This is a genomic window from Micromonospora sp. NPDC050200, from assembly GCF_040656135.1.
GTDB lineage: Bacteria > Actinomycetota > Actinomycetes > Mycobacteriales > Micromonosporaceae > Micromonospora.
On the sequence record NZ_JBFALG010000003.1, the window covers coordinates 200,068 to 224,898 of the forward strand.

Here is a 24,831-nt window from a genome sequence, read left to right on the forward strand (position 1 = left end):
GACACGTCGGCGGCGCGGGAGTCGCCTCCCGCGCCGCCCGGCGATCTGCCCGGTCAGCGACGACTGTTGGACTTGGCGCTGTTCTTGCCGAGCGCCTTGCCGAGGTCGTCCGCGGGGCGCCCGGAGACGTCCTTGGCGCCTTCGGCGACCGAGGGGACCTTGTCGCCGCCGGCGATCACCGGCTGGGTCTCGGGGCTGGCGGTCGAGGCCCTGGTGCCGCCGGCCACCGCCGAGCTGCCCGTGCCGGTGGGGCCACCGGCCGTGCCGGCACCGCCGGACCTGGCAGCGGAGCCGGTCGCCTTGCCACCGTTGGCCGAGGGGGTCTCCACCACCAGCGTGTCCACCTCGTCGCGGACCGGCTCGACACCGCGGGTCGGGTCGTACTCGGCCCACTCCTGCTGCTCGCGGCGGCGGCGCATGGCCATCGCGCCGGCCACGCCGGCGACCACGCCGGCGGCCAGCAGGCCGGTCATCATCGGCCCGCCCTTCTTCTGCTTCTTCTTCGCGGCCTTCAGGTTCTTCGCCTTGACCTTCCGGCCCACCGCGGCCTGCTTGGCGGCGGCCTTGCGGCCGGCCACGGCCTTGCCCGCCGTCTGCGCCTGGGCGTTGCGGACGGCCAGGGCCAGCGGCGCGAGCGCCGCGACCGTCGACGCGAGTCCGCTGGACGCCCGGTCCCGCACGATGACGGCGGTCGGCCCGACGGCGCCACGGGCTGCCTGGACCCGCGGCCCGACCGTGGCGCCGGCACCCTTCACCGCGTACGTGGCGGCCTGCTTCAGGTGACCGATGCCCTGGTTCAGCTCAGCCTTCGCGAGCTGCCCCTGGGTCTTGCGCCGCCAGATTCCAAACACGGTCCCCACCTCCTGGGAGTTGTTCCTTCGTCATCCTCCACCTTCGGATGCCTCCGCACTGCCAGATCGGGCACATGGGAGGATCCGCATGGAACTGACCAACGAGTGAGGAGTACCCGTGGCCGAGGCTGTCTACGCCACCTTGCACACCAACGCTGGCCCGATCCGGCTGGAGCTCTTCCCCAACCACGCTCCGAAGACGGTCCGCAACTTCGTCGACCTGGCGGAGGGCAACAAGGAATACACCGACCCGCGGACGGGTCAGCCGGGCAGCGGGCCGTACTACGACGGCACCATCTCGCACCGGGTGATCAGCGGCTTCATGGTCCAGATGGGCGACCCGACCGGCACCGGCCGTGGTGGCCCGGGTTACAAGTTCGGCGACGAGTTCCACCCGGAGCTGCGCTTCGACCGGCCGTACCTGCTGGCGATGGCGAACGCCGGGCCGGGCACCAACGGCTCCCAGTTCTTCATCACGGTGTCGCCGACCCCGCACCTGAACAACCGGCACACCATCTTCGGCCAGGTCTCGGACGAGCAGTCGGTGAAGGTCGTGGACGCGATCGCGAACACCCCGACCGGCCCGAGCGACCGGCCGCTGCAGGACGTGGTGATCGAGCGGGTCGAGATCGAGCGCACCCCGGCCTGATCGACCGGGCGAGGTACCTTTGCACGCATGACTGAACGCCCCGGGACGGCCGGCGACGCCACCGGTGGGCCGGTGCCGACCACTCCGGTCTGCTACCGCCACCCCGACCGGGAGACGTATGTCCGGTGCACCCGCTGCGACCGGCCGATCTGCCCGGACTGCATGCGGGAGGCCTCCGTCGGCCACCAGTGCCCGGAGTGCGTGAACGAGGGACGCCGCAGCGTGCGGCCGGCGCGTACCGCCTTCGGTGGCGGTGCCGCCGGCCGCCGCGGCATCGTCACCCGCACCCTGATCGCGATGAACCTGCTGGTCATGGTGCTGTCGGTGCTCAGCGACCGGGGCGGCGACTCGATGATCGGCGGCTCCGGCCTCGGCGGGCTGCTCGGCGGGGGCACCCCGCTGACCCAGTGGGGCTCGGTGCTGGCCCAGTGGCCGCCGCAGTTCCCGGTCGAGGGCGTGGCGACCGGCGAGTGGTACCGCCTGGTCACCGCGATGTTCCTGCACTACGGGCTGGTGCACCTGCTGTTGAACATGTGGGCGCTCTGGGTGCTCGGGCGCGACCTGGAGGCACTGCTCGGGCCGCTGCGCTTCCTCGCGCTCTACCTGGTCGCCGGGCTCGGCGGCAACGTCGCGGCCTACCTGTTCAGCAACCCGAACGCGGCGTCGGCCGGCGCGTCCACCGCGATCTTCGGGCTCTTCGCCGCCGTCTTCGTGCTGATGCGCCGGCTCGGCCGGGACACCTCGTCGATCGTGCCGATCCTGGTGATCAACCTGATCTTCACCTTCACCGTGCCGGGCATCTCCATCCCGGGTCACATCGGCGGTCTGCTCACCGGCGCGGCGATGGCCTGGGTGCTGGCGTACGCGCCGCGGATGCGCCGCTCGGTCTTCCAGACCGTCGGGACGGCGGTCATCCTGGTGGCGCTGATCGGCCTGGTGCTGGTCCGCACCGCGGCGCTGACCGGCTGAGCTGTCGCTCAGTGGGCGGCCCGGACCGCCCGCAGCGTCTCGGCCACCTCGCCGGGCGGGGCGCCCAGGTCGTACCGGCCGAAGAGGTGCAGCGAATCCCCGGCGTCGATCTCCAGCGTCTCGGTGGAGAGCCCGAGCCGGGCCCGCCGGTCCACCGTGATCGCCTCGACCGCCGGCCAGGGCAGGTGCCGCCGACCGGCGTACCCGTGGATCACGGTGACGCCCGTCGGGTCGACGGCGAGGCGGACCGGGGCGAGCAGGTCGCGCAGCGCCCAGCCGAGCAGGCTGGCGGCGGCCGCCACGGTCAGCGCCAACTGGACCCGGTCGCCGTCGGAGAGCAGCAGGCCGAGCGCGACCAGCAGGACCGCGCCGACCAGCTTCGCCACCGGGAGGGCCGGCGGCACCCGCCACTGGTGGGCCGGAGACGATGAGGGCTGCACGGGTCCAGCATGCCAGTCGGCCGCGGCCCGCTACCTGGGGCGGACGACACCGGCCCGCGAAGGACGTAGTATCGACGGCAGCCAGGTTACCGGGGAGTAGACATGAGTGACGCAGTCATCGTCGGCGCGGTACGCACCCCGGTCGGGCGGCGCAAGGGCAGCCTGGCCACCGTGCACCCGGTCGACCTCTCGGCGCACGTGCTGCGCGCCCTCGCCGAGCGCACCGGCATCGAGCCCGGCCAGGTCGACGACGTGGTCTGGGGCTGCGTCTCCCAGGTCGGCGAGCAGTCCTGGAACATCGCCCGCAACGGCGTGCTCGCCGCCGGTTGGCCCGAGTCGGTCCCCGGCACCACCCTGGACCGGCAGTGCGGCTCGAGCCAGCAGGCGCTGCACTTCGCCGCCGCGACGGTCGCCTCCGGCCAGGCCGACCTGGTGGTCGCCGGCGGCGTCGAGTCGATGACCCGGGTGCCGATGGGCTCCAGCGTGGCCGGCGGGATGCCGTTCAGCGACCAGCTCCGGGACCGCTACCGGGGGGTGGAGGGCTTCGCCGACGACGAACCGCTGCCGTTCAACCAGGGCGTGGGCGCCGAGCTGATCGCCGCGCGCTGGCGCTTCTCCCGTACCCAGCTCGACGAGTTCGCCCTGGCCAGCCACGAGAAGGCGGCCGCCGCGCAGGACGCCGGCGCGTTCGACCCCGAGCTGGCCCCGGTGCCGCTCGCCGACGGCGGCAAGTTCGCCGCCGACGAGGGCATCCGCCGGGACACCTCGCTGGAGAAGCTCGGCGAGCTGAAGACCCCGTTCCGCGCCGACGGCGTGGTCACCGCCGGGTCCGCGTCGCAGATCTCCGACGGCGCGGCCGCGCTCGCCGTCACCACCAGCGAGTGGGCCAGCCGGCACGGCCTGCGGCCGCTGGCCCGCATCCACACCGCCGTGGTCGCCGCCGACGACCCGGTCACCATGCTCACCGCGCCGATCCCGGCCACCGCGAAGGCGCTGCGCCGCGCCGGGCTGGGCATCGAGGAGATCGGGGTGTACGAGGTGAACGAGGCGTTCGCCCCGGTGTCGCTGGCCTGGCTGGCGGAGACCGAGGCGGACCCGGAGCGGCTCAACCCGCGCGGCGGCGCGATCGCCCTCGGCCACCCGCTCGGCGCCAGCGGCGCGCGGATCATGACCACCATGCTCCAGCACATGCGCGACAACGGCATCCGGTACGGCCTGCAGACGATGTGCGAGGGCGGCGGCATGGCCAACGCCACCATCGTCGAGCTGCTCTGACGGCGTCCGCCACACCGACCGCGCGGCCCCGACCCGGGTGCCCGACCGACCGGTGGCCGCGGCGGCGCGGGCGGAAAACGCGTGACGCGGTGACCGGCGAGGCCTAGATTTCGCGGCGTGACCGAGACCACGACGCCGCGGGCCGACTGGGCCGACCCGCACTGGCAGGCGACCGCCCTGGAGTGGGTGGCCGACCGGCTCGGCCGGCAGGGCCGTCGGGTGTCCCGCCCGGTGGACCCCCGGGTCCGTCCCTGGTCGCTGGTCTGGCGGGTGCCCACCGACACCGGGGACGTCTGGTTCAAGGCCAACAACCCGGGCACCCGGCACGAGGCGGCGCTGCTGGCCGAGCTGGCCCGGCTCGCCCCGGGCCGGGTCCTCGACCCGATCGCGGTGGACGCCGGGCGCGGCTGGTCCCTGCTGCCGGACGGCGGCCCGAGCCTGCGGGACACGCTCGCCGCCGAGCCGGACCCGGCCCGCTGGGAGCGGCTGCTGCCCGGGTACGCCGCGCTGCAGCTCGCCGTCGCGCCGCACGCCGGGCGGCTGCTGTCCCTCGGGGTGCCCGACCACCGGCCGGAGGCGATGCCGGAGCGGCTCGAGGTGCTGCTGGACGACGAGGAGGCGCTGCTGCTCGGCGCGGCGAACGGGCTGAGCCCGGAACTGCACGGCCGGCTGCGGGCGTACCGGGGGGAGTTCGACGCGCTCTGCCGGCGGCTGGCCGACTTCGGGGTGCCGCCGAGCATCCAGCACGACGACCTGCACGACGGCAACGTCTTCGTCGCCGCCGACGGATACCGCTTCTTCGACTGGGGGGACGCCTCCGTCGCCCATCCCTTCGGCACGCTGCTGGTGACGCTCCGCTCCGTGGCGTACACCGCCGGGCCGGGCTCTGACGACGCGGCGCTGCGGCGGCTGCGGGACGCGTACCTGGAGGCGTGGACCGACCGGTACGACCGTGCCGCGCTGCGCGAGGCCGCCGAGCTGGCCATGCGGGTGGCCACGGTCAGCCGGGCGCTGTCCTGGCAGCGCGCCCTGGTCACGTCCGACCCGGCCCCGGCCGAGTACGCCGAGGCGGTGCCCGGCTGGCTCGGGGAGCTGTTCGCGCCCCTGCCGGTCTGACCGTCCGCTGTGGCGGCCGTCATGGCGCCGGGGGCGGTGCCCGGCCGGCCGCTCGCCTGGCCGCCGTCGCACGCCCAGGCGCTGCGCCGGTGGTCCGGCGCGCGGGTCTGACCCGGGCGATTCGAAATGGACCTGGCGGGGTGGACAGCCCGGCCCCGGCCGGGCAGGATTCCCCGGGTCGGTGTTGAGCGCGTGCCCATCCGCGCTCCGCCGTCCGACGACTCTTCACCAGAACGGGGAACCCGTGACGATCACCTCCGCTCCGGCGGGCCTGCGTCGGGCCGCCCGTCGGATGCTCACCGCCGCCGTGGCCGGGATGCTCCTCGCCACCGCCTCGGCGGCCCCCGCCGGGCGGCCGGCGGGGGCCGCCGGCTACACCGGGCCGCACCCGGGCACCTTCACCGGGCTGGGCTTCGACACCTGCGCCGCCCCCTCGGACGCCGCGATGACGGCCTGGCTCCAGTCGCCGTACCGGGCGGTGGGTATCTACATCGGCGGGGTCAACCGGGGCTGCGCGCAGGCCAACCTGACCCGCGAGTGGGTGGCGAGCCAGCAGGCCAAGGGCTGGCGGCTCTTCCCGCTCTACGTCGGCCTCCAGGCGCCGTGCACGTCCTACCAGCGGCGGATCGACCCGGCGCAGGCCGCGAGCCAGGGCCGGGCGGCGGCCGACGATGCGGTGACGGCCGCCCGCAACCTTGGCCTCGCGCCGCACAGCACGATCATCCTGGACATCGAGCGCTACCCCTCGGGCAACGCCGCCTGCTCCACCGCCGTGCTCTCGTTCACCAGCGCGTGGACCGCCCGCCTACACGACCACGGCTATTTCTCCGGCCTCTACACCAACATCGCCTCCGCCGGCCTCGCGGACCACGTCGCCGCCTACTCGCAGCCGGGCCACGTCCGGCCGGACGTCCTGGACTTCGCCAACTGGGACGGCGCGCAGACGACGACGGACCCGACCATCCCGTCGACGTACTGGGTGCCGAAGCGGCGGATGAAGCAGTACCAGGGCGACCACCACGAGACCTGGGGCGGCGTGAAGATCAACATCGACAGCAACTACCTCGACCTCGAACCGCCGACGACCCGGTACCGGTCGACGACCGTGACGCCGACCCGGCCCAGTTCGCGCGCGGCCGGGTTCGGCCCGTTCCGCTCGACCCGCTGACGCGAGTCGCCCTCGCAACGCGGGCCACCGACGTCGCACAGGCGGTGCGACGGGAGGGCGTGGAACTTCCAAAAGGTCCCAGTGGCCCACGTCACCCCAGGTCACGGCTCGTTGGGCAGGTCATGGACGTCTTCTCCCGAACGTTCCTCCCCGCCGCCGCCGAGACCGGCCTGGCGGCCCAGACCGTGAGTCGGCACATGCCGATCTTCCGGCAGTGCGTCGGCTCCGGCGACGCCACCATCCTGGTCGCCCGGTGCGGCCGTCCCGACCGGTCGGTGGCCGGCGAATACCTCCTCCTGCTGACCCACCGCCGGATGGTGGTCACCCAGCAGACCCGGGTGCTGCACCGGCTCCGCCTGCACCTCAACACCGAGCTGCGCGAGCTGAGCAACGTCACCTGGAGCCCCGACCCGCGCTCGCAGTCGGTCGAGCTGGCCGCCACCGCGATCGACGGCGTCCGCGAGCGGTTCGTCGTCCACACCCAGCACCCGAAGCAGGTGTGGCAGCTCGACACGCTGCTCAACCACGCGTTCCGCACCCGGCTGCGCACGCCGAAGGAGCGGATCGTCGCCACCATCGGCGAGACGTCCGCCACCGCCGGTGGCCCGGTGCTCCGCCCCGTACCGGCCCGCTGAGGCGCATCCTTACCTGACCCGAACACGGCCGCACGGCGCCGGTGACCGCCGGTCGGTCATCATGGGCCGGTGACCGTCGACGCCCCGCAGCGCGGACTCGTCCTCGTGGTGGAGGACGAGCCGGCCATCGCCGACCTGGTCCGGCTCTACCTGGGCCGGGAAGGCTTCGGCGTACACCTGGAACGGGACGGCCCGGCCGGCCTGGCCGCCGCCCGCCGGCTGCGCCCGGTGGCCTGCGTGCTGGACATCGCGCTGCCCGGCCTGGCCGGCACCGAGATCTGCCGCCGGCTGCGGGAGGCGGGCGACTGGACGCCGGTCATCTTCCTCACCGCCCGCGACGACGAGGTCGACCGGATCGTCGGGCTGGAACTCGGCGCGGACGACTACGTCACCAAGCCGTTCAGCCCCCGCGAACTCGTCGCCCGGGTCCGCGCGGTGCTGCGCCGCACGGCCGGCGCGCCCGAGGGGGTGGAGCGCCCCCGGACGGTCGGCGCGGTCACCCTCGACCCGGCCCGCCGCACGGTCACCGCGGGTGGCGCCCCGGTCCAGCTCACCTCCACCGAGTTCGACCTGCTCGCCCACCTGATGGCCCGGCCGGGCCGGGTCTTCACCCGGGAGGAGCTGCTGGCCGGGGTCTGGGGGTACGCGGCGCACGCCGGCACCCGCACCGTCGACGTGCACGTGGCGCAGGTCCGGGCCAAGCTCGGCGCGGCCGGCGTGATCCGCACCCACCGCGGCGTCGGGTACGCGGCCGATGACTGACCCCGACCCGCAGCGCCCCGCCCGGCCGCACGAGCCCACCGTCGCGCTGCCGGTACTCGGGCCCCGACCGGCCCCCGCACCCCCGCGCCGCTGGTTCACCGGCACCCTCACCGCCCGCGCGGTCCTGGTCACCTGCGCGGTGGCGCTGGTCTCCGTGCTGGTCACCGCCCTGGTCGCGGTCCCCCTGGCGGTACGCGGCGCGGAACGCCGCGACCAGGAGGCGCTCGCCGCCCAGGCCCGCCTCGCCGCCGACGTGCTGCGGGTACGCCCGGCGCGGCAGCGGGACGCCGCCGGCGACCGGGTCATCCGTCAGCTCCGCCAGCAGGAGATCGAGGTGTACGTGGTCCGCGCCGGCACGGTCGACCGGCCCGGGCTGCCCCGGCAGGTGGTGAACCGGATCTCCGCCGGCAAGGACGTCTCCGGCCGCCGGCTGGTCGACGGCCGGCGGGCCCTGGTCGAGGGGCGGGCCCTGCCCGGCGGGGACGGCGTGGTGCTGACCCGGGCCACCACCAGCGGCCCCTGGCGGGGAGTGCTGGGCAGTCTCTGGCTGCCGCTGCTCGCCGGGCTGGCCGCCGGGGTCGCCGCCGGGCTGCTCCTCGCCCGCCGGCTGGCCCGGCCGATCCGGCACGCCGCCGACGCCGCCGCCCGGCTGCGCGCCGGCGACCGGGCGGTACGCGTCCCGGTGGAGCCGCCGGACGAGGTCGCCGACCTGGCGTACGCGCTGAACGGGCTGGCCGCCGCGCTGGCCACCAGCGAGGGGCGGCAACGGGAGTTCCTGCTCTCCGTCTCGCACGAGCTGCGCACCCCGCTGACCGCGATCCGGGGCTGGGCCGAGGCGCTGGCCGACGGGGTGATCGGCGCGGACGAGGCGCCCGGCACCGGGCGGACCATGGTCGCCGAGGCGGAGCACCTGGACCGGCTGGTCAGCGACCTGCTGGCGCTGGCCCGGCTGGAGGCGGCGGACTTCCCGCTGGAACCGGTCCCGGTCGACCTCACCCGGCTGGCCGTCGACGCCGAACGCACCTGGTCGGAGCGGTGCGCGGCGGTCGGGGTGCCGTTCCGGCTGGAGGCGCCGGAGACCCCGGTGCCGGCGTACACCGATCCGGGGCGGATCCGTCAGGTGCTGGACGGGCTGCTGGAGAACGCGCTGCGGGTCGTACCCCCGGGGGCGCCGGTGGTGCTCGCGGTCCGGCCGGCCGGTGCGGACCCGGCGGCCGGCGGGGTGGTGGAGGTCCGCGACGGCGGGCCCGGCTTCACCGACGACGACCTGGCGGTGGCCTTCGAGCGCGGGGCGCTGCACCAGCGCTACCGGGGCGTGCGCAAGGTGGGCAGCGGCCTGGGGTTGGCGCTCGCCGCCGGCCTGGTCCGCCGGCTCGGCGGGGAGATCGTCGCCGGGCACGCCGCGGAGGGCGGGGCGGCGTTCACCGTCCGGTTGCCCGCCCATCCTTACCTGACCCGAACATCGGCCTGACGCGGCGCCCACCCGGCCCTGCGACGCTGACGGCACCACGGACGAGAGGGAGTGTCATGGCACGTCAGGGATTCGCCATCGCCACCACGTCGCTGCTCGCGGCGGTCGCGCTGGGCGTCGCCGGTTGCGGCCCGGCCCAGGTCGTTGAGGGTACGGCGCAGCAGGCCGCGGTCGACGTCGCCGCGGCGATGGGCGTGGAGGGTCAGGCGCTCGCCGCCATGGGGTTCGACCCCGCCGAATTGGAGCCGGTGGCCGCCCCCGCGCCCGCCGTCTCCGGATCGGCCGAGCCCGAGGCCGGCCCGAAGGGCAAGCGCGGCGAGCGGGCCGAGGAGTGGCGCAAGCGCCGCCAGGCCCGGGTGCTGCTGCGGAGGAACACCCTGCACGGCGAGGCCGTCGTGCAGACCAAGGACGGCGGCACGAAGACCGTCGTCGTGCAGCGCGGGGAGGTCACCGCGATCGACGGCGACTCGGTGACCGTGAAGTCCACCGACGGCTTCACCCTGACCTGGAGCCTCGGCGACCAGCTCCGGGTGATCGAGCGGCGCACGACGATCCGGTCGAACGACATCAAGGTCGGCACGAAGATCGGCATCGCGGGCGCCAAGGACGGCGACAAGGCGGTCGCCCGGTTGATCGTCGTGCCGTTCAAGCAATAGCGGGCTCAGCGGGACGGCGGCAGGGCGTAGCCGACGTACCCGCGGAACTCCACCGTCCAGCCGGCCGGCACCAGTTTCGTGCACGCCGGCCGGCTGCCGGTGCAGACGATCGCGTCCACCGACGCCGGGTCGGCCGGCGGCCGGTCGGGCAGCACCGACTGCAACGCCACCAGCTCCGGCGAGCGGCCCTGCTCGTCACGCAGCAGCAGCCACCACGGGTACTCCCAGTTGTCGTTCTGCTGCACCAGGCCGATCCGGCGGGCGTCGCTCGCCCGTACCGCCGCGGCGGCCCAGCGGAACTCTTCGGCCCACTGCGGCCGGCGCACGAACCGGGTGTCCCAGTCCGAGGTGGTGAAGACCGAGCCGGCGCCGACCAGCCGGCGCGGGAAGCCGTACGACAGGGCCAGCACGCCGGCCAGCGCGGACGTGGCCAGCACGGTCACCGCCAGCCCGGCGGCCACCGACCGGCGTCCGGGCACGAGCCGCCGCCGCAACAGCGCGTCCAGCCAGAGCCCGGCCAGCGGTACGGCGGCCACCAGCGCGTAGAGCAGCAGCCGGTTCCCCCAGGGCTGCCACTTGATCGTCGCGGTGTGCAGCCCGACGGCCACCACCACCGCGACCGCGTACGCCCGCAGCGCCGCCGGCCCGGCCGGGCTGATCCGGGTCGGCCGGGCCAGCGCGAACACCGCGCCCAGCAGCGCCAGCGAGCCGGCCAGCGGGAAGGCCACCCGGTCCTCGTCCGGGTACCAGGCGGGAACCGGGAACACCTCCCGGCCGAAGGTGATCGCCCGGTCCTGCGGGTCGACCCCGATCGCCTGCGCGCCGTCCGTGATCGCCGCGGCGGTGCCGGACCGCAGCGGCGCGAGCGGGGTGTCGAACGCGGTGTGGCCGATCCGCAGCGCGTTGACCAGGATCGAGGCCGGGTCGTGCCGTTCCATCGGGATGGACTCGCGCAGCCGGGGCGGGCCGAGCGGGTGGCCGAACTCGACGGTCACCCGGGCCAGGAACGGGCCCACCACCACCCCCGCGACCAGCAGCACCAGCAGCGACCCGGCGGCCGTCCGCGCCACCCCGGCACCCGGCCGGTTACGGCTCTCCCCGGCGGGCCCCGCCGGGTCGGCCGGCGCCGGGCGGAACGCCAGCCGGAGCTGGGCGACCCCCCAGAGAACCAGCAGCGGCCCGACCGCGAGCAGCCCGCTGGTCTTGGTCAGCGCGGTCAGGCCGGTGGCCGCGCCGAGCGCCAGCAGGCTCCCGACGTCCGTGCGCCGGCGCAGCCCGTCCAGCGCCAGCGTCCCGGCGCACCCGGCCCAGGCGGCGGCCACCAGGTCGGTCTGGGTGCTGGTCGCCTGGAGGGCCACCATCGGCGTGGTGGCGAGCAGGAACGCGGTGAGCAGCTGGGCCCGCCGCCCGCCGCCGAGCTGGGCGACGACCCGGGTGGCCGCCACCAGGCACCCCAGCGCGGCGGCCCACTGCACCAGGTTGTGCAGCGCGTCGCCGCCGGTGAGCAGGCGCAGGTGCAGCAGCAGGTACTCCGCGCCGGGCGGGATCGTCACCTGCCGGTGGATCGCGGTGGGCCAGAAGTCGAGGCTGCCCTGGGCGACCCAGTGCTCCACCTTGGGCAGGTGGTAGGTCTGCGAGTCGAAGTTGTTGGGCTCGGCGAGCAGCGCGACGAGCAGCTCCACCAGCACCAGCCCGCCGACCGTGCCGGCCAGCAGCCGCTCGCCCCGGCTCGCCGTACGCCGGAAGGCGACCAACCGGGCCCGCCAGCCGGCCAGGGCCGACGCGAGGCTGCCCAGCGCGGACGCCGCCCCCGGCTCCGCAGCGCCGGACGGCCCGGCGGGGGAGGCCGGCGTGGTGGTCGGGCCGGCGCCGGACGCCGGAGTGCCGGTCGTGGCCCCGACGAGCGTGCCGGCCCGGGCGGCGGGCGCGGCGGACGCGACCAGGTCGCGACGCTGTCGCCAGCGGGCCGCGGCCACGGTGGCGGCGAGGAAGAGCAGCCAGGCCCCGGCGACGGCCGGCAGGGTGAGCGCGCGCAGCGCGCCGAGCAGCTCCACGGTGAGTACGGCGAAGACGCCGGTCACCAGCGCGGCGCGGACCACGGCCAGCCGCAGCGGCGCGACCGCGTCCGGGCGGCGGGGCCACAGCACCGACGTGAGCACGACGAACGCGGCGACGGGCGCCACCACGACCAGGGAGCCGGCTGCCGACATGGGCGGAAGTTAACACCATGTTCCTGAGGGCTGGGTGCCCGACGCCCCCGGTGGCGGCCTCCCTACGGCTGAGCTGCCACGCTACGCTAGGGCCGACTTACTGTCGCCACCGTGGAGATCCCCGTGAAGCTCTCGATCCTCATGCCGGTCTACAACGAGGAAGAACGCATCGCGGATGCCGTCAAGCAGGCATTGGCGGTCGATTACCCGTGCGAGATCGAGCTGGTCGTGGTCGACGACGGCAGCCGGGACGGCACCGGTGAGATCCTCGGCCGGGCCGACGACGCGCGGCTGCGGGTCATCACCCACCAGCGCAACGCGGGCAAGGGCGCGGCCATCAAGACGGCGGTCGACAACGCCGAGGGTGAATACATGGTCATCCTCGACGCCGACCTGGAGTACGACCCGCAGGACATCCCGCGCCTGCTCGACCCGGTCCTCGACGGCCGCGCCACGGTGGTCTACGGCAATCGCACCTTCGGCAGCCACAGTGCCTACAGCTTCTGGTACGTGATGGGCAACAAGGGCGTCACGATGGCCGCGAACGTGCTGTTCAACTCCTACATCGGCGACCTGGAGACCTGCTTCAAGCTGATGCCGGTCGAGCTCTACCGCTCCCTCGACGTCCGCTCCCGCGGCTTCGGCATGGAGGCGGAGGTGACCGGCAAGCTGCTGCGCCGCCGCATCCGCCCGTACGAGGTGCCGATCAGCTACCGGGCGCGCGGTCGCGAGGAGGGCAAGAAGATCACCTGGAAGGACGGCGTCGAGGCGCTCTGGATCCTCGGCCGGGAGCGCACCCGCCGCCGTCCCCTCGGCTCAGCCCAGCGCTGACGGCATCCGGAGGAAGCCGCCGACCGACCGGCGCAGGCCGTCGGCGTCCAGCCCGTGCCAGCGGGTGTGGTCCTCCGCCGTGCCGTAGCGCCGCAGCTCCGACCGGCCCACGCCGAGGCTGAGCAGCCGGTGCGGGCGGTCGGCCAGCGCCTCCGACACCACCCGGGCCGAGGTGCCGGCCAGGTAGGGCTCGACCAGGATCACCTCCGTGCCGGTCAGCGCCCGCAGCCCGGCCACGTCGAACGGTCGCGGCCGGTGGGTGTAGGCCACCGTCACCGGCAGGTCGGCCACCGCCGCGAGCGCCGCGTCCAGCACCGGCCCGACCGCCACCAGCAGCGCCGCGCCCGGTCCGGCGTCCCGTACCACCCGCAACTCACCGTCGCCGGCGTACGGGCGGGTGTTCTGCTGCGTCGACAGCCGCAGGTACGCCGAGTCCCGCCCGCACACCACGCCGCGCAGCAGCCCGGGCACCTCGTCCGGGTGACCGGGCACGTGCACGGTCCAGCCGTGCAGCGTGTCGAGCAGGCTGACGTCCGCCGGGCTGAGGTGCGTCCGGCCCGCCGCCGCCCGGTCGTACGACGCCCCGACGCTGACCAGCACCGCGCCGACCCCCTGGTGGTCGAGGTCCAGCTTGATCTGCTCGTACGCCCGCTCGACGAGGAACGGGGCGTAGCTGTGCACGATCGGGCGCTGCCCGGTCAGCGCGAGTCCACCGGCCACACCCACCATCAACTGCTCCCGGATGCCGACGTTCACCACCCGGTCGGGATACCGGCGCGCGGCCGGGGCGAACGAGGCGGCCGAGATGTCCGCCAGCACGATGGTGGTACGCGGATCGTCCAGCAGTTCGGTCGCGCTGGCGACGAAGGTGTCCCGCATGCTCTCACTCCCCGTTCTCGACGACCGCGACGACGACGTGTGGCCGGTGCTGGTCGTGCCCGGTGAGGGCGGCGTGCAGGGCGTCGTGGTCGCGCCCGTCGACAGTGGCGGCGGTCCACCCGTTGACGGTGAACCGGCTGGCCACCCCGCCCGGCCAGCCGTGGCTGGCGGACCGGTTGTCGAGCACGATCGCGGTCAGGGCGGCCAGCCCGGTCGCCCCGGCGTACGCGATCGCCTCGTGGTTGGAGCCCTCGTCCAGTTCGGCGTCGCCGAGCAGCACGTACACCCGGGGGTCGGTGAGGCCCTGGGCGCGCAGCCCGAGCGCGGTGCCCACGCCCAGCCCGAGGCCGTGGCCGAGCGAGCCGGAGCCGATCTCCACGCCGGGGACCAGCAGCCGGTCCGGGTGGTCGCCGAGGCGGCTGTCGGGGCCGCCCTGGTCGTCGAGCCAGTCGACCGGTAGGAAGCCCTTCGCGGCGAGCACCGCGTAGTAGCCGGCGACGGCGTGGCCCTTGGAGAGCAGGAAGCGGTCCCGCTCGGGGTCGTCGACGGTGTCGGGGGCGATCCGCAGGATGCGGTCGTACAGCACCCAGAGCACGTCGACGGTCGAGTACACGTTGGGGCCGAACTCGCGGCCGGCGCGCAGCCGGTTCAGCGGCGCGGCGACCGGCCCCGGCACGGGTGGGGCGGTGGCGATGGTGGTGGTCATGCGGCTAGCCTGCAAGTTCAAGTCAACTTCAACTCAAGGCGACTGATGCACGAATCACTCACCATCGGGCAGCTCTCCACCCGCAGCGGCGTGGCCCAGTCCGCGCTGCGCTACTACGAGCGGCTTGGCCTGATCCGCGCCGAACGCACCGGCGGCAACCAGCGCCGGTACGCCCGCTCCGAGCTGCGCCGGGTGGCGTTCGTCCGGATCTCCCAGCAGGTCGGCATCCCGCTGGAGGAGATCCGCGAGGCACTGGACTCGCTGCCCGCCTCCCGCACCCCCACCCCCGACGACTGGGCCGCCCTGTCCCGGGTGTGGCGGGAGCGGTTGGACGAGAAGATCCGGCTGCTCGGCAAGCTCCGCGACGACCTGGACGGCTGCATCGGCTGCGGCTGCCTGTCGTTGCAGCGCTGCAACCTCTACAACCCGGGCGACTCGCTCGCCGGCGAGGGGCCCGGCGCCCGCCTGGTGCTGCCCCGTCCCGCGAACCGGGACGGCGCCGTCACGACGTCGTGAGCAGCACCTTGCCCACGTGGTCGTTCGACTCCACCAGCCGGTGCGCCTCGGCCGCCTCGGTCATCGGCAGCCGCCGGTCCACGACCGGCCGGACCGCACCGGAGGACACCAGCGGCCAGACCTGCTCCCGGACGCCCCGCACGATCTCCGCCTTGTCGTCCAGCGGGCGGGAGCGCAGCGCGGTGGCGGCCACCGAGGCCCGCTTGGCCAGCAGCGCCCCGAGGTCCAGCTCGGCCTTGCGGCCACCCTGCATGCCGATCACCACCAGCCGACCGCCGTCGGCCAGCGCCGCCACGTTCCGGCCCAGGTAGGAGGCGCCCATGATGTCGAGGACGACGTCCGCGCCGTGGCCGTCGGTGACCCGGCGAACCTCCTCGACGAAGTCCTGCTCCCGGTAGTCGACGGTGTGCGCGGCACCCAACTCCCGCAGCCGGTCGTGCTTCGCCGAGCGGGCGGTCACCACCACGGTCGCGCCGAGCGCCACCCCGAGCTGGATGGCGAAGGTGCCGATCCCGCTGCCGCCGCCGTGCACCAGCAGCGTCTCGCCCCGGCCGAGCCGGGCCAGCCGCACCACGTTCGACCAGACCGTGCAGGCCACCTCCGGCAGCGCCGCCGCGTCGACCAGGTCGACGCCGGCCGGCACCGGCAGCAGCTGCCCGGCCGGCACCGCCACCCGCTCCGCGTACCCGCCGCCGGCCAGCAGCGCGCAGACCTGCTGGCCCACCGCCCATTCGGTCACGTCGCGGCCGGTCGCGCTGATCACCCCGGAGCACTCCAGACCCGGGTACGCGGGCGCGCCCGGCGGCGGCGGGTAGTGCCCCTGCCGTTGCAGCAGGTCGGCCCGGTTCACCGCGCTGGCCCGCACGTCGACGACCACCTCGCCCGGGCCGGGCTCCGGGTCGGGCACCTCCGCCCAGACGAGTGCCTCGGGTCCGCCGGGTTCCGGGATCGTGATCGCGCGCATGGCCCAGTCTTACCCGATCCGCCCTTCGGTCCACGCCCAGGCCACGATCTGGTCCACCGTCTGCGCCTGAGGTCACCGCGCAGGTGCACCGAGCGGGGCAGCCGCCGGTCCAGGTCACCAGCCACTGTGGACTTGCCGGCCCGCCATGATCCCGGTGATCAGCACGATCGTCGGTGTCTCCCACATCAGGGAATCCTCCCAACAGGGGTGGGAGGTCGGTTCCCCCGTGCGGCGTCCGTGGCAGACTAGGCACCGGCCGGGCACCCGAGGGTGACGGTCCGGGAGGGTTCGCCTAGTGGCCGATGGCGCTGGTCTTGAAAACCGGTAAGGGCAGCGATGTCCTTCGTGGGTTCGAATCCCACACCCTCCGCCCCTTGGGCAGTAGAAACGCCCCCTGACCAGCAAAAGTGCTGGTCAGGGGTGCAGGACCAACACACCCTGTTTGAAGGGGTCGAGAGCACGGGTGGCCTTGCGGGTGCCGAGCCGTTCACGGTGTTCGGTCAGCAGCTTCGCGAGGGTCTCGGCGGTGGCCGTGGCCGACATCGAGCACGCCGGTGTAGGTGATACCGGTCACCGCGTGAAGCCTCTCGGTGCCTGGAACCTGTTCTTCGCAGACCTGTTCCTAACCAGGGGCTTGACGCGTATTTGATGTCGGATCGAGCCCGACTGATGTCCCAGGTCAGCAAGATCCCGGATCTGTCGGACGGGCGATACTCTGAGCCCCGTCCGCATTAGCTGGGAGAGTCATGACAAGTAGGTTCACCGAGTTGGTCGTTGACTGCCACGATCCGGAGAGGCTCGCGGCCTTCTGGTGCGAGGTCGTGGACTTCAAGGTGATCGACCGGAGCGAGGGCAAGGTCGAGATCGGCTCCTGGGTGCCGACCGTTGAGGATGTTCGGGCCCGCCAGATGCCGCCCACCCTGCTGTTCGTCCAGGTGCCCGAGGGCAGGACCGTGAAGAACCGGCTTCACCTCGACGTCAGCCCGATCGACGGCAGCACGGAGGACGAGGTGAACAGATTGCTCGGCCTCGGCGCCACCAAGACGGATGTGGGCCAAGGCTCAGACCGAAACTGGGTGGTCATGGCAGACCCCGAGGGCAACGAGTTCTGCGTCCTACGCACCCTGGCACCGCAGAACTAGGCCGCGAGCCGGCTGCCCACATCCCGTCACACACCGCAACCGTCACGTGGGCAGCCGGCGACACCTGCCGTCCCGGACGTAGCGGGTGTCGCTGGTGTCGTCGTGCGCATGGGACATCAGCTCGGCGCCCGGCAGCGCCGCCTCGACCGTCCGTTTCACGTCGGGGAGCGTCATCGTACGAGTGTCGATCTTCCCGGAGTGTCCCGGCGCTTCCGGTTCAACGGGGCCCGGTGGCGGGGTAAGAAGATGGGCGCAGGACATCACGCGCACCGGAAGGACCCCTGATGACGCTGGAACGACCGATCGCCCCGGACCCGTACGAGCTGCTGCCGACCGTTTCGTCGTTCAACCTGACCAGTGACGACGTGCACAACGGCGAGCCGATGGACGCGCGGTACGCGCACGGCAGCGCCGGTGGCGGGAACGTCTCCCCGCACCTGGCCTGGTCGGACTTCCCGGCCGGGACGAAGAGCTTCGTGGTTACCTGCTTCGACCCGGACGCCCCGACGGGCAGCGGCTTCTGGCACTGGGTGTTGGTCGACGTGCCGGCCTCGGTGACCGAGCTGCCCACCGGGGCGGAGGAGGCCGACCTCGGCGGGGCGTTCAGCGTCCGCAACGACTACGGCGACACCGGCTACGGTGGCGCCGCCCCGCCACCCGGGGACCGCCCGCACCGGTACGTCTTCGCGGTGCACGCGCTGGACGTCGAGCGCCTCGACGTCGCTCCCGCCGCCAGCCCCGCCTACGTCGGCTTCAACCTGGCCTTCCACACCCTGGCCCGGGCGGTCATCCGCCCGACGTACCAGATCAAGGAGTAGCCCTCACACTCCGCGATCTTGCACTTGCTGCCCGGACATCACGGAAGAAAGTCGTGAAACAGGGGCCGAAAGTGCAAGATCGCGAGGGTGGGGGTGGGGGTGGGGGTGGGGGGTCAGGCCGGGACGCGGGCGACGGCGAAGACCGACTGGCCGAACGGCGGGCGGAACCGCTGCTCGGCGGCCTTGGTCGCCGGCAGCACCAGGGTGTCGTAGACCTTGACCATCGGGCCCTCCTTCGGCATCAGCCGGAAGACCTTGGTGGCCATGAAGTACCCGATCAGGCCGAGCGCGTTGGCGTAGTGCATGGTCTCGACGGTCAGCCCCGCCTCGGTCATCGCCGCCGCCAGGGTCTGCTTCGTGTAGCGGCGCATGTGCCCGGTGGCGATGTCGGCCGGGCTCATCGCGAACTGGAAGGCCGGCACGATGATGATCACCGCGCCGCCGGGCCGGACCAGGTCGCGCATGCTGCGCAGCGCGCCGACGTGGTCGTCGATGTGCTCCAGCACGTTGTACGAGACGGCGGCGCTGTAGTCGCCGCGCTCGGGGTGCGGCAGCAGCATCTGCCGTACCTCGATGGTGGGCTCGTCGGCCAGCCGCTCCTTGAGCTGGACCAGCCGGTCCGGGTCGGCCTCGGTGGCGGTGAACCGGGGGACGTGCCGCGACCACTCCAGCGCGTAGTCGCCGAGGCCGCTGCCGATCTCGATGGGGTTGTCACCGAGGTGGGGCACGGCCAGTTCGACGAACCATCTCCGGTGATTGACCGCTGTCGCGAGGCCCTCCAGGACCTCCGACTGGACGCGCTGATCCCCAGTGATTTCTGCCATGCGTCGATTCCTCACGATATGACTCGACCCGCGCCTGGACCGACAGAGTGAATCATCCGCTTCAGCGGCGGAGGAAACGGGGCACCGTGGTGGCCGAAATGCGGTCGGGGGTGGGCACGTGATCGGCGGTCGGCGAACCCGGCACATAGTACGCAGTCCGCCGAAACATGTCACGTCAGCGCCATACGGCAACTACGCTCTGAATTGTTATGACTACTCCCGAATCGGACCCTGAGGTCGAGCGATCCGGCGTCGGGGACGCCGGGGTCGGCGACGACCGCGGCGTACGCCGGCGGGAGGGGTGGCGGTGGGACGCCGCCGCCGTGCTCAGCTTCGTGCTGCTGGCGTTCTGGGTGACCGCGCGCCTCTGGCTGCACCCCGGCGGCGGCCTGCGCGACAACCCTTCCGACCAGTCGCAGTTCGAGTGGATGATGGCACACGGTGCCCGGGTCGTGACCGAATTCGCCTATCCATTCACCTCGGACCGGATGAACGTGCCCGATGGTGTGAACCTGATGGCGAACACTTCCGTATTGTCCATTTCAATACCAATGACGCCCGTCACCGTGCTTTTCGGGCCACAATGGTCGTTTCTGCTCTTTCTCACCCTCGGAATGGCCGCCACCGGCACCGCCTGGTACTTCTTTCTCTCCCGGGTGGTGACCCGGTCCCGGGTCCCGGCCTGGCTCGGCGCCGCGTTCTGCGCGTTCGCCCCGGCGATGGTGTCGCACGCCAACGCCCATCCGAACATCGTGTCCCAGTTCGTCGTCCCGCTGATCGCCTGGCGGACGCTGCGGCTCGCCGAGCCCGGCCGGTGGTTGCGCAACGGTCTCCTGCTCGGCCTGCTGATCGTCTGGCAGGCCTTCCTCAACCTCGAGATCCTGCTGATGGCCGCGATCGGGGTCGGGGTGGTGGTCGGCGCGCTCGCCATCGGCCGGCCCGAGCTGCGTCGGGGCGCGCGGACCTTCCTCGCCGGGCTCGGTGTCGCCGCCGCCCTCTCCGCGGTGCTGCTGGCGTACCCGCTCCACGTGCAGCTCTTCGGCCCCGGCTCGTACCAGGGGCTGTCCCGGCTGATCCGCGGCTACCGCACCGACCTCGCCGCCTTCGTCGGGTACTCCCGCGAGTCGCTGGCCGGTGACGCCCGCTCCGCCGCGCCGCTGGTCAAGAACGCGACCGAGGAGAACGCCTTCTTCGGGTGGCCGCTGGCGGTCCTCGCGGTCGCCCTGGTCTGGTGGCTGCGGCGCAGCGCGCTGGTGCTCGGCCTGGCCGTCCTCGCCCTGCTCTTCGCGGTGCTCTCGCTCGGCCGGAAGGTCCAGCTCGACGGCCGGGACACCGGCGTGCCCGCCCCCTGGGCGCTGCTGGAGGACCTGCCCCTGCTGCACTCGGTGGTGCCCACCCGCTGGTCGCTGGCGATCGTACCGGTCATCGGGGTGCTGCTCGCGCTCGGCGCGGAGCACGCCCGTCAGTTGGCCCGCCGGCACCCGGGCGCGCGGCGGCAGATCCGGTTCGCCACGGTCACCGTCCTGGTGATGGCGCTGCTGCCGAACCTGCCGACCCCGCTGCCCGTCACCCCGCTCGACCCGACCCCGGCGTTCGTCACCTCCGGCGCCTGGCGCCCGTACGTCGCCGGGGGGCGCAGCGTGGTCACCCTGCCGCTGCCCGACACCACGTACGCCGACCCGCTGCGCTGGTCGTCCCGGACCCGGCTGGAGATGCCGCTGGCGCGCGGCTACTTCCTCGCGCCGGACACCCGGCCGGGCGCGCCGGAGCCGAACGTCGCCCTCTTCACCGCGCCGTTCCGCCGGACCAGCAACTTCTTCGCCGACGTCGCCAAGACCGGTGGGATCCCGCCGATCACCGACCAGGACCGGGTCGCGGCGGTGGACGACCTGCGCTACTGGCGGGCCGGGGCGGTGGTCCTCGGCCCGCACCGCAACGCCGACGCGTTGCGCCAGGCGATGACCGAGCTGACCGGGATCACCCCCACCTGGACCGGCGGGGTGTGGCTCTGGGACGTCCGGCCGCTGACCGGGTAGGCCCGAGGAGTCAGGACGGGCGGACGCAGCAGCCCTGGCAGATCTTGGGCTTCGGCAGCGTGAAGGCCAGGCAGCAGGTCCGCCGCTGCACCGTCGGTTCGCCGGTCGGACCGGGCACCAGCTCGACCAGGTCGGCCAGGTCGAGCGCGTCGAGCAGGGTGGAGATGCTGCGCACCGACGAGCCCGGGAGGGCGTCCGCCGCGCGCAGGATGCCGTGCGCGAGGCCGGAGGCGACGGAACCGAGCAGCGTACGGGTGCCGACCCGGACCTCCGTCTGGATCGCGGCGATCATCGGGGCGAGGTGGGCGTCGAGCAGCGACGCGCGCAGCACGCGGAGCAGTTCCGCCTCGTCGGCGACCACCCGCACCTCGGAAAGGCCGGCGAGCGCCAGTGGGTCGTTCGGGAGCACCGCGACCGCGGTCGAGCCGCGCAGGCCCATGGTGAGCAGTTGGTGCTGGTCCTCGAAGTGGACCAGCACGTCGGCCGGGTCGAGCAGCGGCACCCGGCGGGCCGAGGCCCAGCCGAGCACCACCGGCAGCGCCGCCCAGTAGCTGTAGGACTTCCAGGCCAGCGCTGCGCAGGCGTGCGGGGTGCCACCCCAGCGGCGGGACGCGGCGGCGAGGAACTCGGGGAGGCGGCTGCCGTCGATCAGGCTGGTCGCCGGGCTCCAGCCGGCCTCGTCGGCGACCAGCAGGCCCGGCGCGACGCCGGGCAGGTCGTCGGTGCCGAACATGGCCCGGAGAGTGGCGGTCACCGGGGCGAGCGGCGGGGCGAGCTCCCGCCTTGGCATCACCGCTGTCACCTGGTCCGTCCCCTTGTCCGAAGCGTTGTTCGCCTAGCTAAGGCTAGCCTAACCACAGCCCTTGGCCTGAGGGGAGGCTCACCAGGATCGAGAGGCCCGGGTCACTCCGCCGACGGCGTTGGCGGCGGACCGGCCCGGGCTCCGCGTACTACCCGGTGGGTGGGGGTGGAAACGCGAGCGGTGTCAAGCCAAATGTCGGCAAAGCGCCAGTTCAGGTGCGGCCGGGTGGTCGAACGTGAAGACTTGTCGTCCCGGCCGTGAGGAAGCTGATGACGACCTCCCCCCTGGAGCGGGCTGCCGAGTCCTTCGCCGCGGAGCTCGCCCGGCACCGGACGGGGCGAGGACTCTCCAAGAAGCAACTCGCCACGCTCATGGGCTTCGACCCGTCGTACGTCAGCCACGTCGAAGGGCGCCGGCACCGACCCACCGAGGACTTCGCCCGCCGCGCCGAGGCCGTCCTCGACGCCAGCGGCGCGATCTGGCAACGCTTCCGGGAGTACGACCAGCTCCGCCAGGCCCGCCCGGTCCCGGCGCACCGCGAGCTGCCGCCCCCCGGGCAGTGGCTGCCCCCGGGCACCGGCCTGGTCGTCGAGCGCGAAGCCGCCACCCTCACCCACACCGACGACGGCTACCACTGCGTGGTGCGCCGCCAACTGCACAACGTCGGCACCGAACCGGTCACCCGGCACCTGGTCCGGGTGGCCGTCGACCGCTACCCCGACGACCCGGGCCGCTCCAACCGGCACCACCGGGAGCATCCGCTCACCTTCGCCGAGCTGGGGCTGCGGGCGTACCGGGACGACGGGGGCAGCCGCGAGCCCATGCACTGGCGGGCCAAGCACGACCGGGACGCGTACAAGGAGATCTGGCTGCTCTTCGAGAACGCCGACGGGCCGTTCCCGCTGCACCCCGGCGAACGGGTCGAGATCGGGTACGCCTACCACGTCGGACGGGAGAAGTGGGGGCCCTGGTTCCAGCGCGCCGTACGCCTGCCCACCCGGCACCTGGCGGTCCGACTGGACCTGCCGGCGGCGCTCGACCCGCGGGTCTGGGGGGTGGAGACCTCCCTCTCCGCCGACGAGGGCCCGCTGCGCACCCCCGTACTCCGGCACGACCGCGGCGACCGCGCGGTCTTCGACTGGGCCACCGACGACCCGCCGCTCAACTCCCGCTACCGCCTCCAGTGGCGGTTCCGGGGCGAACCGGCCGACGCGGAACGGGCGACGGCGGCCGGCCGGGCCGGTGACCGGCTGCGCGCCCTCGGCGTGCTGCCCCACGACGCCGACCTGCTGCGCCGCCCTGCCCGGCCGTTCGACCTGCCCGGCGAGGAGACCGCCGCCCGGGAGGTGGTCGACCGGCTCACCGCGCTGCTGACCCGGGTCGACGAGCTGCACCCGTTCGGCGCCGGCATGGGCCTGGCCGCCCCGCAGGTCGGCGTCGACGCGGCGGCGGCCGTGGTCCGCCCCGCCGACCGGGCCGCCGCACCGGTGGTGCTGATCAACCCCCGGGTGGTCGACGCCAGCCCCGACACCGACGAGCAGTACGAGGGCTGCCTCTCCTTCGCCGACCACCGGGGTCTGGTGCCCCGGCCGCTGCGTATCGACGTGGAGCACGCCCGCTGGGACGGCAGCCGGATCATCACCTCGTTCGCGTACGGGATGGCCCGGCTGGTCGCGCACGAGGTCGACCACCTCCAGGGGCGGCTCTACACCGACCGGATGGCGCCCGGCTTGCCGCTGGTGCCGGTGGAGCAATACCGGGAAACCGGCCCCTGACGGCGTCCGGGGCACCTGCGGGACGCCGTCAGGGGCCGGGCGGGAGCCGGGTCGCGTGCCCCAGGGGGCAGGGGCACGCGACCCGGCTTTTTCGGGGGGAGGAAGGTCCTACAGGTTGCCGAAGGTGTCGTACCGGATGTTCGGCGGCGGCACCTCGTCCTCGGCGAGCGCCCGCAGGGTGGCCCGGACCATCGGTGCCGAACCGGAGACGTAGCAGTCGTGCGTTGTCCACGGGCCGTACCGGGTGACCACCTCGGAGATGTCCCCCTGCTCACCGTCGAAGTCCGGGTCGTCGCTGCACGCCGGCGTCACCGAGAGCCACGGGTGGGCGGCCACCAACTCCTCCAGGCCGGCCAGGCCGTACAGGTCGTCGGCGTGCCGGGCGCCGTAGAAGACGTGCACCCAGCGGGTGCGGTTCCAGCCGGCAAGCTCCTCCACCAGCGCCTTCACCGGGGCCAGGCCGACCCCGCCGGCGACGCAGAGGATGTCCCGGGTCGACTCGCGGTCCAGCGTCATCGACCCCATCGGCGCGGCCACCCGGAGCAGGTCGCCCGGCCTGGTCCGGCGGACCAGCGCGCCGGACACCCAGCCCGCCCCGGCCGGCGTACGGATGTGGAACTCCAGCACGTTGTCGTCGTTGGGCGCGTTCGCCACCGAGTACGTCCGCCAGACCCGTGGCAGGTGCCGGGGCACCTCGATGCTGACGTACTGGCCCGCCTTCCAGGCCAGCGGGTACTGGAGGGCACGCACGGTCAGCACCGCCGTGTCCGGCCCGTGCCGCTCGTGGGTCAGCACCTCGGCGTGCCAGAACGGCGGGTTCTCGTCGGCCGCCGCCCCGCCCAGCATCTTCTCGATGATCGCCGCGTACGCGTCCCGCCAGGCCTGGTCGTACTCCAGGTTCCAGCCGTCACCCGCGGTGCTGCGCAGCGCGTCCAGCAGCGCGACGCCCATCGTCTCGTAGTGCGCGGCGTCCACGTGGTACTTGCGGTGGTCCCGGCCGAGCGAGCGCAGGTACTCCCCGAAGCTCTCCGGGTCGTCCACCACCTGGGTGGCGGTGACGATCGCGTCCAGGATCCGGTCGCCCTGGCCGGTCATCTGCACCGGGAAGAGCTTGCGCAGGTCGGGGTCGAGGAGGAACAGCCGGGCGTAGAAGTGACCGCTCAGCCGTTCCCGGTCCTCCTCGACCAGGGTCCAGCTCTCCTTCAGCAGCCGCGCGAAGTTGTCCACGGGGGCGCTCCTCCTCCTGACGGCGGATCGGGCCCGCATAGAATGTCCACGGAGCGTGCCCGCCGGTCGCACAGAATGTGCGACCGCCCCGGCCGGTCCGTCCGGGCGG

General features: G+C 73.6%; 25 protein-coding genes, 1 tRNA gene and 1 pseudogene. 16 read left to right on the top strand and 11 right to left on the bottom strand.

Going from position 1 to position 24,831, the window contains the following annotated elements:
• Positions 1-53 precede the first annotated feature (53 nt).
• A pseudogene (locus AB0I41_RS03950) lies at positions 54-885 on the bottom strand (hypothetical protein).
• A gap of 84 nt (positions 886-969) precedes the next feature.
• On the opposite strand from AB0I41_RS03950, the gene AB0I41_RS03955 reads away from it, so the two are divergent.
• Both AB0I41_RS03955 and AB0I41_RS03960 read left to right on the top strand, forming a co-directional pair.
• On the top strand, positions 970-1,500 hold the full coding sequence (locus AB0I41_RS03955) for a peptidylprolyl isomerase (RefSeq protein ID WP_357101533.1): 531 nt from the start codon (positions 970-972) through the stop codon (positions 1,498-1,500).
• A 27-nt stretch (positions 1,501-1,527) separates the two neighbouring features.
• A complete protein-coding gene (locus AB0I41_RS03960) occupies positions 1,528-2,469 on the top strand; it encodes a rhomboid family intramembrane serine protease (protein ID WP_357101535.1) in 942 nt (313 codons plus the stop codon).
• 8 nt (positions 2,470-2,477) lie between these two features.
• Here AB0I41_RS03960 and AB0I41_RS03965 read toward each other — a convergent pair whose 3' ends face one another.
• Positions 2,478-2,909: a PH domain-containing protein gene (locus AB0I41_RS03965; protein WP_357101537.1), complete on the bottom strand. Its 432-nt coding sequence runs from the start codon at positions 2,907-2,909 to the stop codon at positions 2,478-2,480.
• A 102-nt stretch (positions 2,910-3,011) separates the two neighbouring features.
• Here AB0I41_RS03965 and AB0I41_RS03970 point away from each other — a divergent pair, with 102 nt between their 5' ends.
• The 7 genes from AB0I41_RS03970 (at position 3,012) to AB0I41_RS04000 (ending at position 9,992) form a co-directional block, all read left to right on the top strand.
• Positions 3,012-4,184: an acetyl-CoA C-acyltransferase gene (locus tag AB0I41_RS03970; RefSeq protein WP_357101539.1), complete on the top strand. Its 1,173-nt coding sequence runs from the start codon at positions 3,012-3,014 to the stop codon at positions 4,182-4,184.
• A 117-nt stretch (positions 4,185-4,301) separates the two neighbouring features.
• Positions 4,302-5,300 carry a phosphotransferase gene (locus AB0I41_RS03975; protein WP_357101541.1) on the top strand — a complete coding sequence of 333 codons (999 nt, stop codon included), beginning with the start codon at positions 4,302-4,304 and terminating at the stop codon, positions 5,298-5,300.
• A gap of 244 nt (positions 5,301-5,544) precedes the next feature.
• Positions 5,545-6,468: a DUF1906 domain-containing protein gene (locus AB0I41_RS03980; protein ID WP_357101544.1), complete on the top strand. Its 924-nt coding sequence runs from the start codon at positions 5,545-5,547 to the stop codon at positions 6,466-6,468.
• 122 nt (positions 6,469-6,590) lie between these two features.
• The gene (locus tag AB0I41_RS03985) at positions 6,591-7,103 is read left to right on the top strand and encodes a hypothetical protein (RefSeq protein ID WP_357101546.1); all 513 of its coding nucleotides are present in this window, start codon (positions 6,591-6,593) and stop codon (positions 7,101-7,103) included.
• Positions 7,104-7,172: 69 nt separating this feature from the next.
• Entirely contained in the window at positions 7,173-7,865 is a 693-nt protein-coding gene (locus AB0I41_RS03990) for a response regulator transcription factor (protein ID WP_357101548.1), read from the top strand.
• Entirely contained in the window at positions 7,858-9,336 is a 1,479-nt protein-coding gene (locus tag AB0I41_RS03995; protein WP_357101550.1) for a HAMP domain-containing sensor histidine kinase, read from the top strand. Before AB0I41_RS03990 ends, AB0I41_RS03995 begins: the two co-directional genes overlap by 8 nt.
• 56 nt (positions 9,337-9,392) lie before the next feature.
• Positions 9,393-9,992: a hypothetical protein gene (locus AB0I41_RS04000; RefSeq protein WP_357101552.1), complete on the top strand. Its 600-nt coding sequence runs from the start codon at positions 9,393-9,395 to the stop codon at positions 9,990-9,992.
• Between the two features lie 5 nt (positions 9,993-9,997).
• On the opposite strand, the gene AB0I41_RS04005 is transcribed toward AB0I41_RS04000, so the two are convergent.
• The gene (locus tag AB0I41_RS04005) at positions 9,998-12,202 is read right to left on the bottom strand and encodes a hypothetical protein (protein WP_357101554.1); all 2,205 of its coding nucleotides are present in this window, start codon (positions 12,200-12,202) and stop codon (positions 9,998-10,000) included.
• Positions 12,203-12,325: 123 nt separating this feature from the next.
• Between AB0I41_RS04005 and AB0I41_RS04010 the strand changes: the two genes are divergently transcribed.
• Positions 12,326-13,033, top strand: coding sequence for a glycosyltransferase family 2 protein (locus tag AB0I41_RS04010; protein WP_357101647.1), 708 nt, complete (start codon positions 12,326-12,328; stop codon positions 13,031-13,033).
• Here the strand turns inward: AB0I41_RS04010 and AB0I41_RS04015 are convergent.
• Together AB0I41_RS04015 and AB0I41_RS04020 are read right to left on the bottom strand one after the other, a co-directional pair.
• On the bottom strand, positions 13,019-13,912 hold the full coding sequence (locus tag AB0I41_RS04015; protein ID WP_357101556.1) for a transketolase: 894 nt from the start codon (positions 13,910-13,912) through the stop codon (positions 13,019-13,021). The two genes, AB0I41_RS04010 and AB0I41_RS04015, sit on opposite strands and share 15 nt — an antisense overlap.
• Before the next feature lie 4 nt (positions 13,913-13,916).
• Positions 13,917-14,618: a transketolase gene (locus AB0I41_RS04020; protein WP_357101558.1), complete on the bottom strand. Its 702-nt coding sequence runs from the start codon at positions 14,616-14,618 to the stop codon at positions 13,917-13,919.
• Between the two features lie 45 nt (positions 14,619-14,663).
• On the opposite strand from AB0I41_RS04020, the gene soxR reads away from it, so the two are divergent.
• Positions 14,664-15,134, top strand: coding sequence for a redox-sensitive transcriptional activator SoxR (gene soxR / locus AB0I41_RS04025; RefSeq protein ID WP_357101560.1), 471 nt, complete (start codon positions 14,664-14,666; stop codon positions 15,132-15,134).
• On the opposite strand, the gene AB0I41_RS04030 is transcribed toward soxR, so the two are convergent.
• Positions 15,121-16,098, bottom strand: a complete 978-nt coding sequence (locus AB0I41_RS04030) for an NAD(P)H-quinone oxidoreductase (RefSeq protein WP_357101562.1) — start codon at positions 16,096-16,098, stop codon at positions 15,121-15,123. The genes soxR and AB0I41_RS04030 overlap by 14 nt on opposite strands.
• Before the next feature lie 281 nt (positions 16,099-16,379).
• Between AB0I41_RS04030 and AB0I41_RS04035 the strand changes: the two genes are divergently transcribed.
• Positions 16,380-16,468 (top strand) — tRNA-Ser (locus AB0I41_RS04035).
• Positions 16,469-16,512: 44 nt separating this feature from the next.
• Here the strand turns inward: AB0I41_RS04035 and AB0I41_RS04040 are convergent.
• Positions 16,513-16,641 carry a hypothetical protein gene (locus AB0I41_RS04040; protein ID WP_357101564.1) on the bottom strand — a complete coding sequence of 43 codons (129 nt, stop codon included), beginning with the start codon at positions 16,639-16,641 and terminating at the stop codon, positions 16,513-16,515.
• A 203-nt stretch (positions 16,642-16,844) separates the two neighbouring features.
• Here AB0I41_RS04040 and AB0I41_RS04045 point away from each other — a divergent pair, with 203 nt between their 5' ends.
• Complete coding sequence (locus tag AB0I41_RS04045; protein ID WP_357101566.1) at positions 16,845-17,240, top strand: VOC family protein; 396 nt, start codon at positions 16,845-16,847, stop codon at positions 17,238-17,240.
• A gap of 42 nt (positions 17,241-17,282) precedes the next feature.
• On the opposite strand, the gene AB0I41_RS04050 is transcribed toward AB0I41_RS04045, so the two are convergent.
• Positions 17,283-17,414 carry a hypothetical protein gene (locus AB0I41_RS04050; RefSeq protein WP_357101568.1) on the bottom strand — a complete coding sequence of 44 codons (132 nt, stop codon included), beginning with the start codon at positions 17,412-17,414 and terminating at the stop codon, positions 17,283-17,285.
• 110 nt (positions 17,415-17,524) lie between these two features.
• Between AB0I41_RS04050 and AB0I41_RS04055 the strand changes: the two genes are divergently transcribed.
• On the top strand, positions 17,525-18,058 hold the full coding sequence (locus AB0I41_RS04055) for a YbhB/YbcL family Raf kinase inhibitor-like protein (protein WP_357101570.1): 534 nt from the start codon (positions 17,525-17,527) through the stop codon (positions 18,056-18,058).
• A gap of 113 nt (positions 18,059-18,171) precedes the next feature.
• Here AB0I41_RS04055 and AB0I41_RS04060 read toward each other — a convergent pair whose 3' ends face one another.
• Complete coding sequence (locus AB0I41_RS04060) at positions 18,172-18,882, bottom strand: class I SAM-dependent methyltransferase (RefSeq protein WP_357101572.1); 711 nt, start codon at positions 18,880-18,882, stop codon at positions 18,172-18,174.
• A 209-nt stretch (positions 18,883-19,091) separates the two neighbouring features.
• Here AB0I41_RS04060 and AB0I41_RS04065 point away from each other — a divergent pair, with 209 nt between their 5' ends.
• Positions 19,092-20,918: a hypothetical protein gene (locus AB0I41_RS04065; RefSeq protein ID WP_357101574.1), complete on the top strand. Its 1,827-nt coding sequence runs from the start codon at positions 19,092-19,094 to the stop codon at positions 20,916-20,918.
• A gap of 10 nt (positions 20,919-20,928) precedes the next feature.
• Here the strand turns inward: AB0I41_RS04065 and AB0I41_RS04070 are convergent, their stop codons facing one another.
• Entirely contained in the window at positions 20,929-21,708 is a 780-nt protein-coding gene (locus AB0I41_RS04070; RefSeq protein ID WP_357101576.1) for an IucA/IucC family C-terminal-domain containing protein, read from the bottom strand.
• A gap of 281 nt (positions 21,709-21,989) precedes the next feature.
• Here AB0I41_RS04070 and AB0I41_RS04075 point away from each other — a divergent pair, with 281 nt between their 5' ends.
• Positions 21,990-23,495 (top strand): peptide deformylase, encoded by a 1,506-nt coding sequence (locus AB0I41_RS04075; protein ID WP_357101578.1) that lies wholly within the window; start codon positions 21,990-21,992, stop codon positions 23,493-23,495.
• 108 nt (positions 23,496-23,603) lie between these two features.
• On the opposite strand, the gene AB0I41_RS04080 is transcribed toward AB0I41_RS04075, so the two are convergent.
• The gene (locus AB0I41_RS04080) at positions 23,604-24,722 is read right to left on the bottom strand and encodes a globin domain-containing protein (RefSeq protein ID WP_357101580.1); all 1,119 of its coding nucleotides are present in this window, start codon (positions 24,720-24,722) and stop codon (positions 23,604-23,606) included.
• Positions 24,723-24,831: the final 109 nt, after the last annotated feature.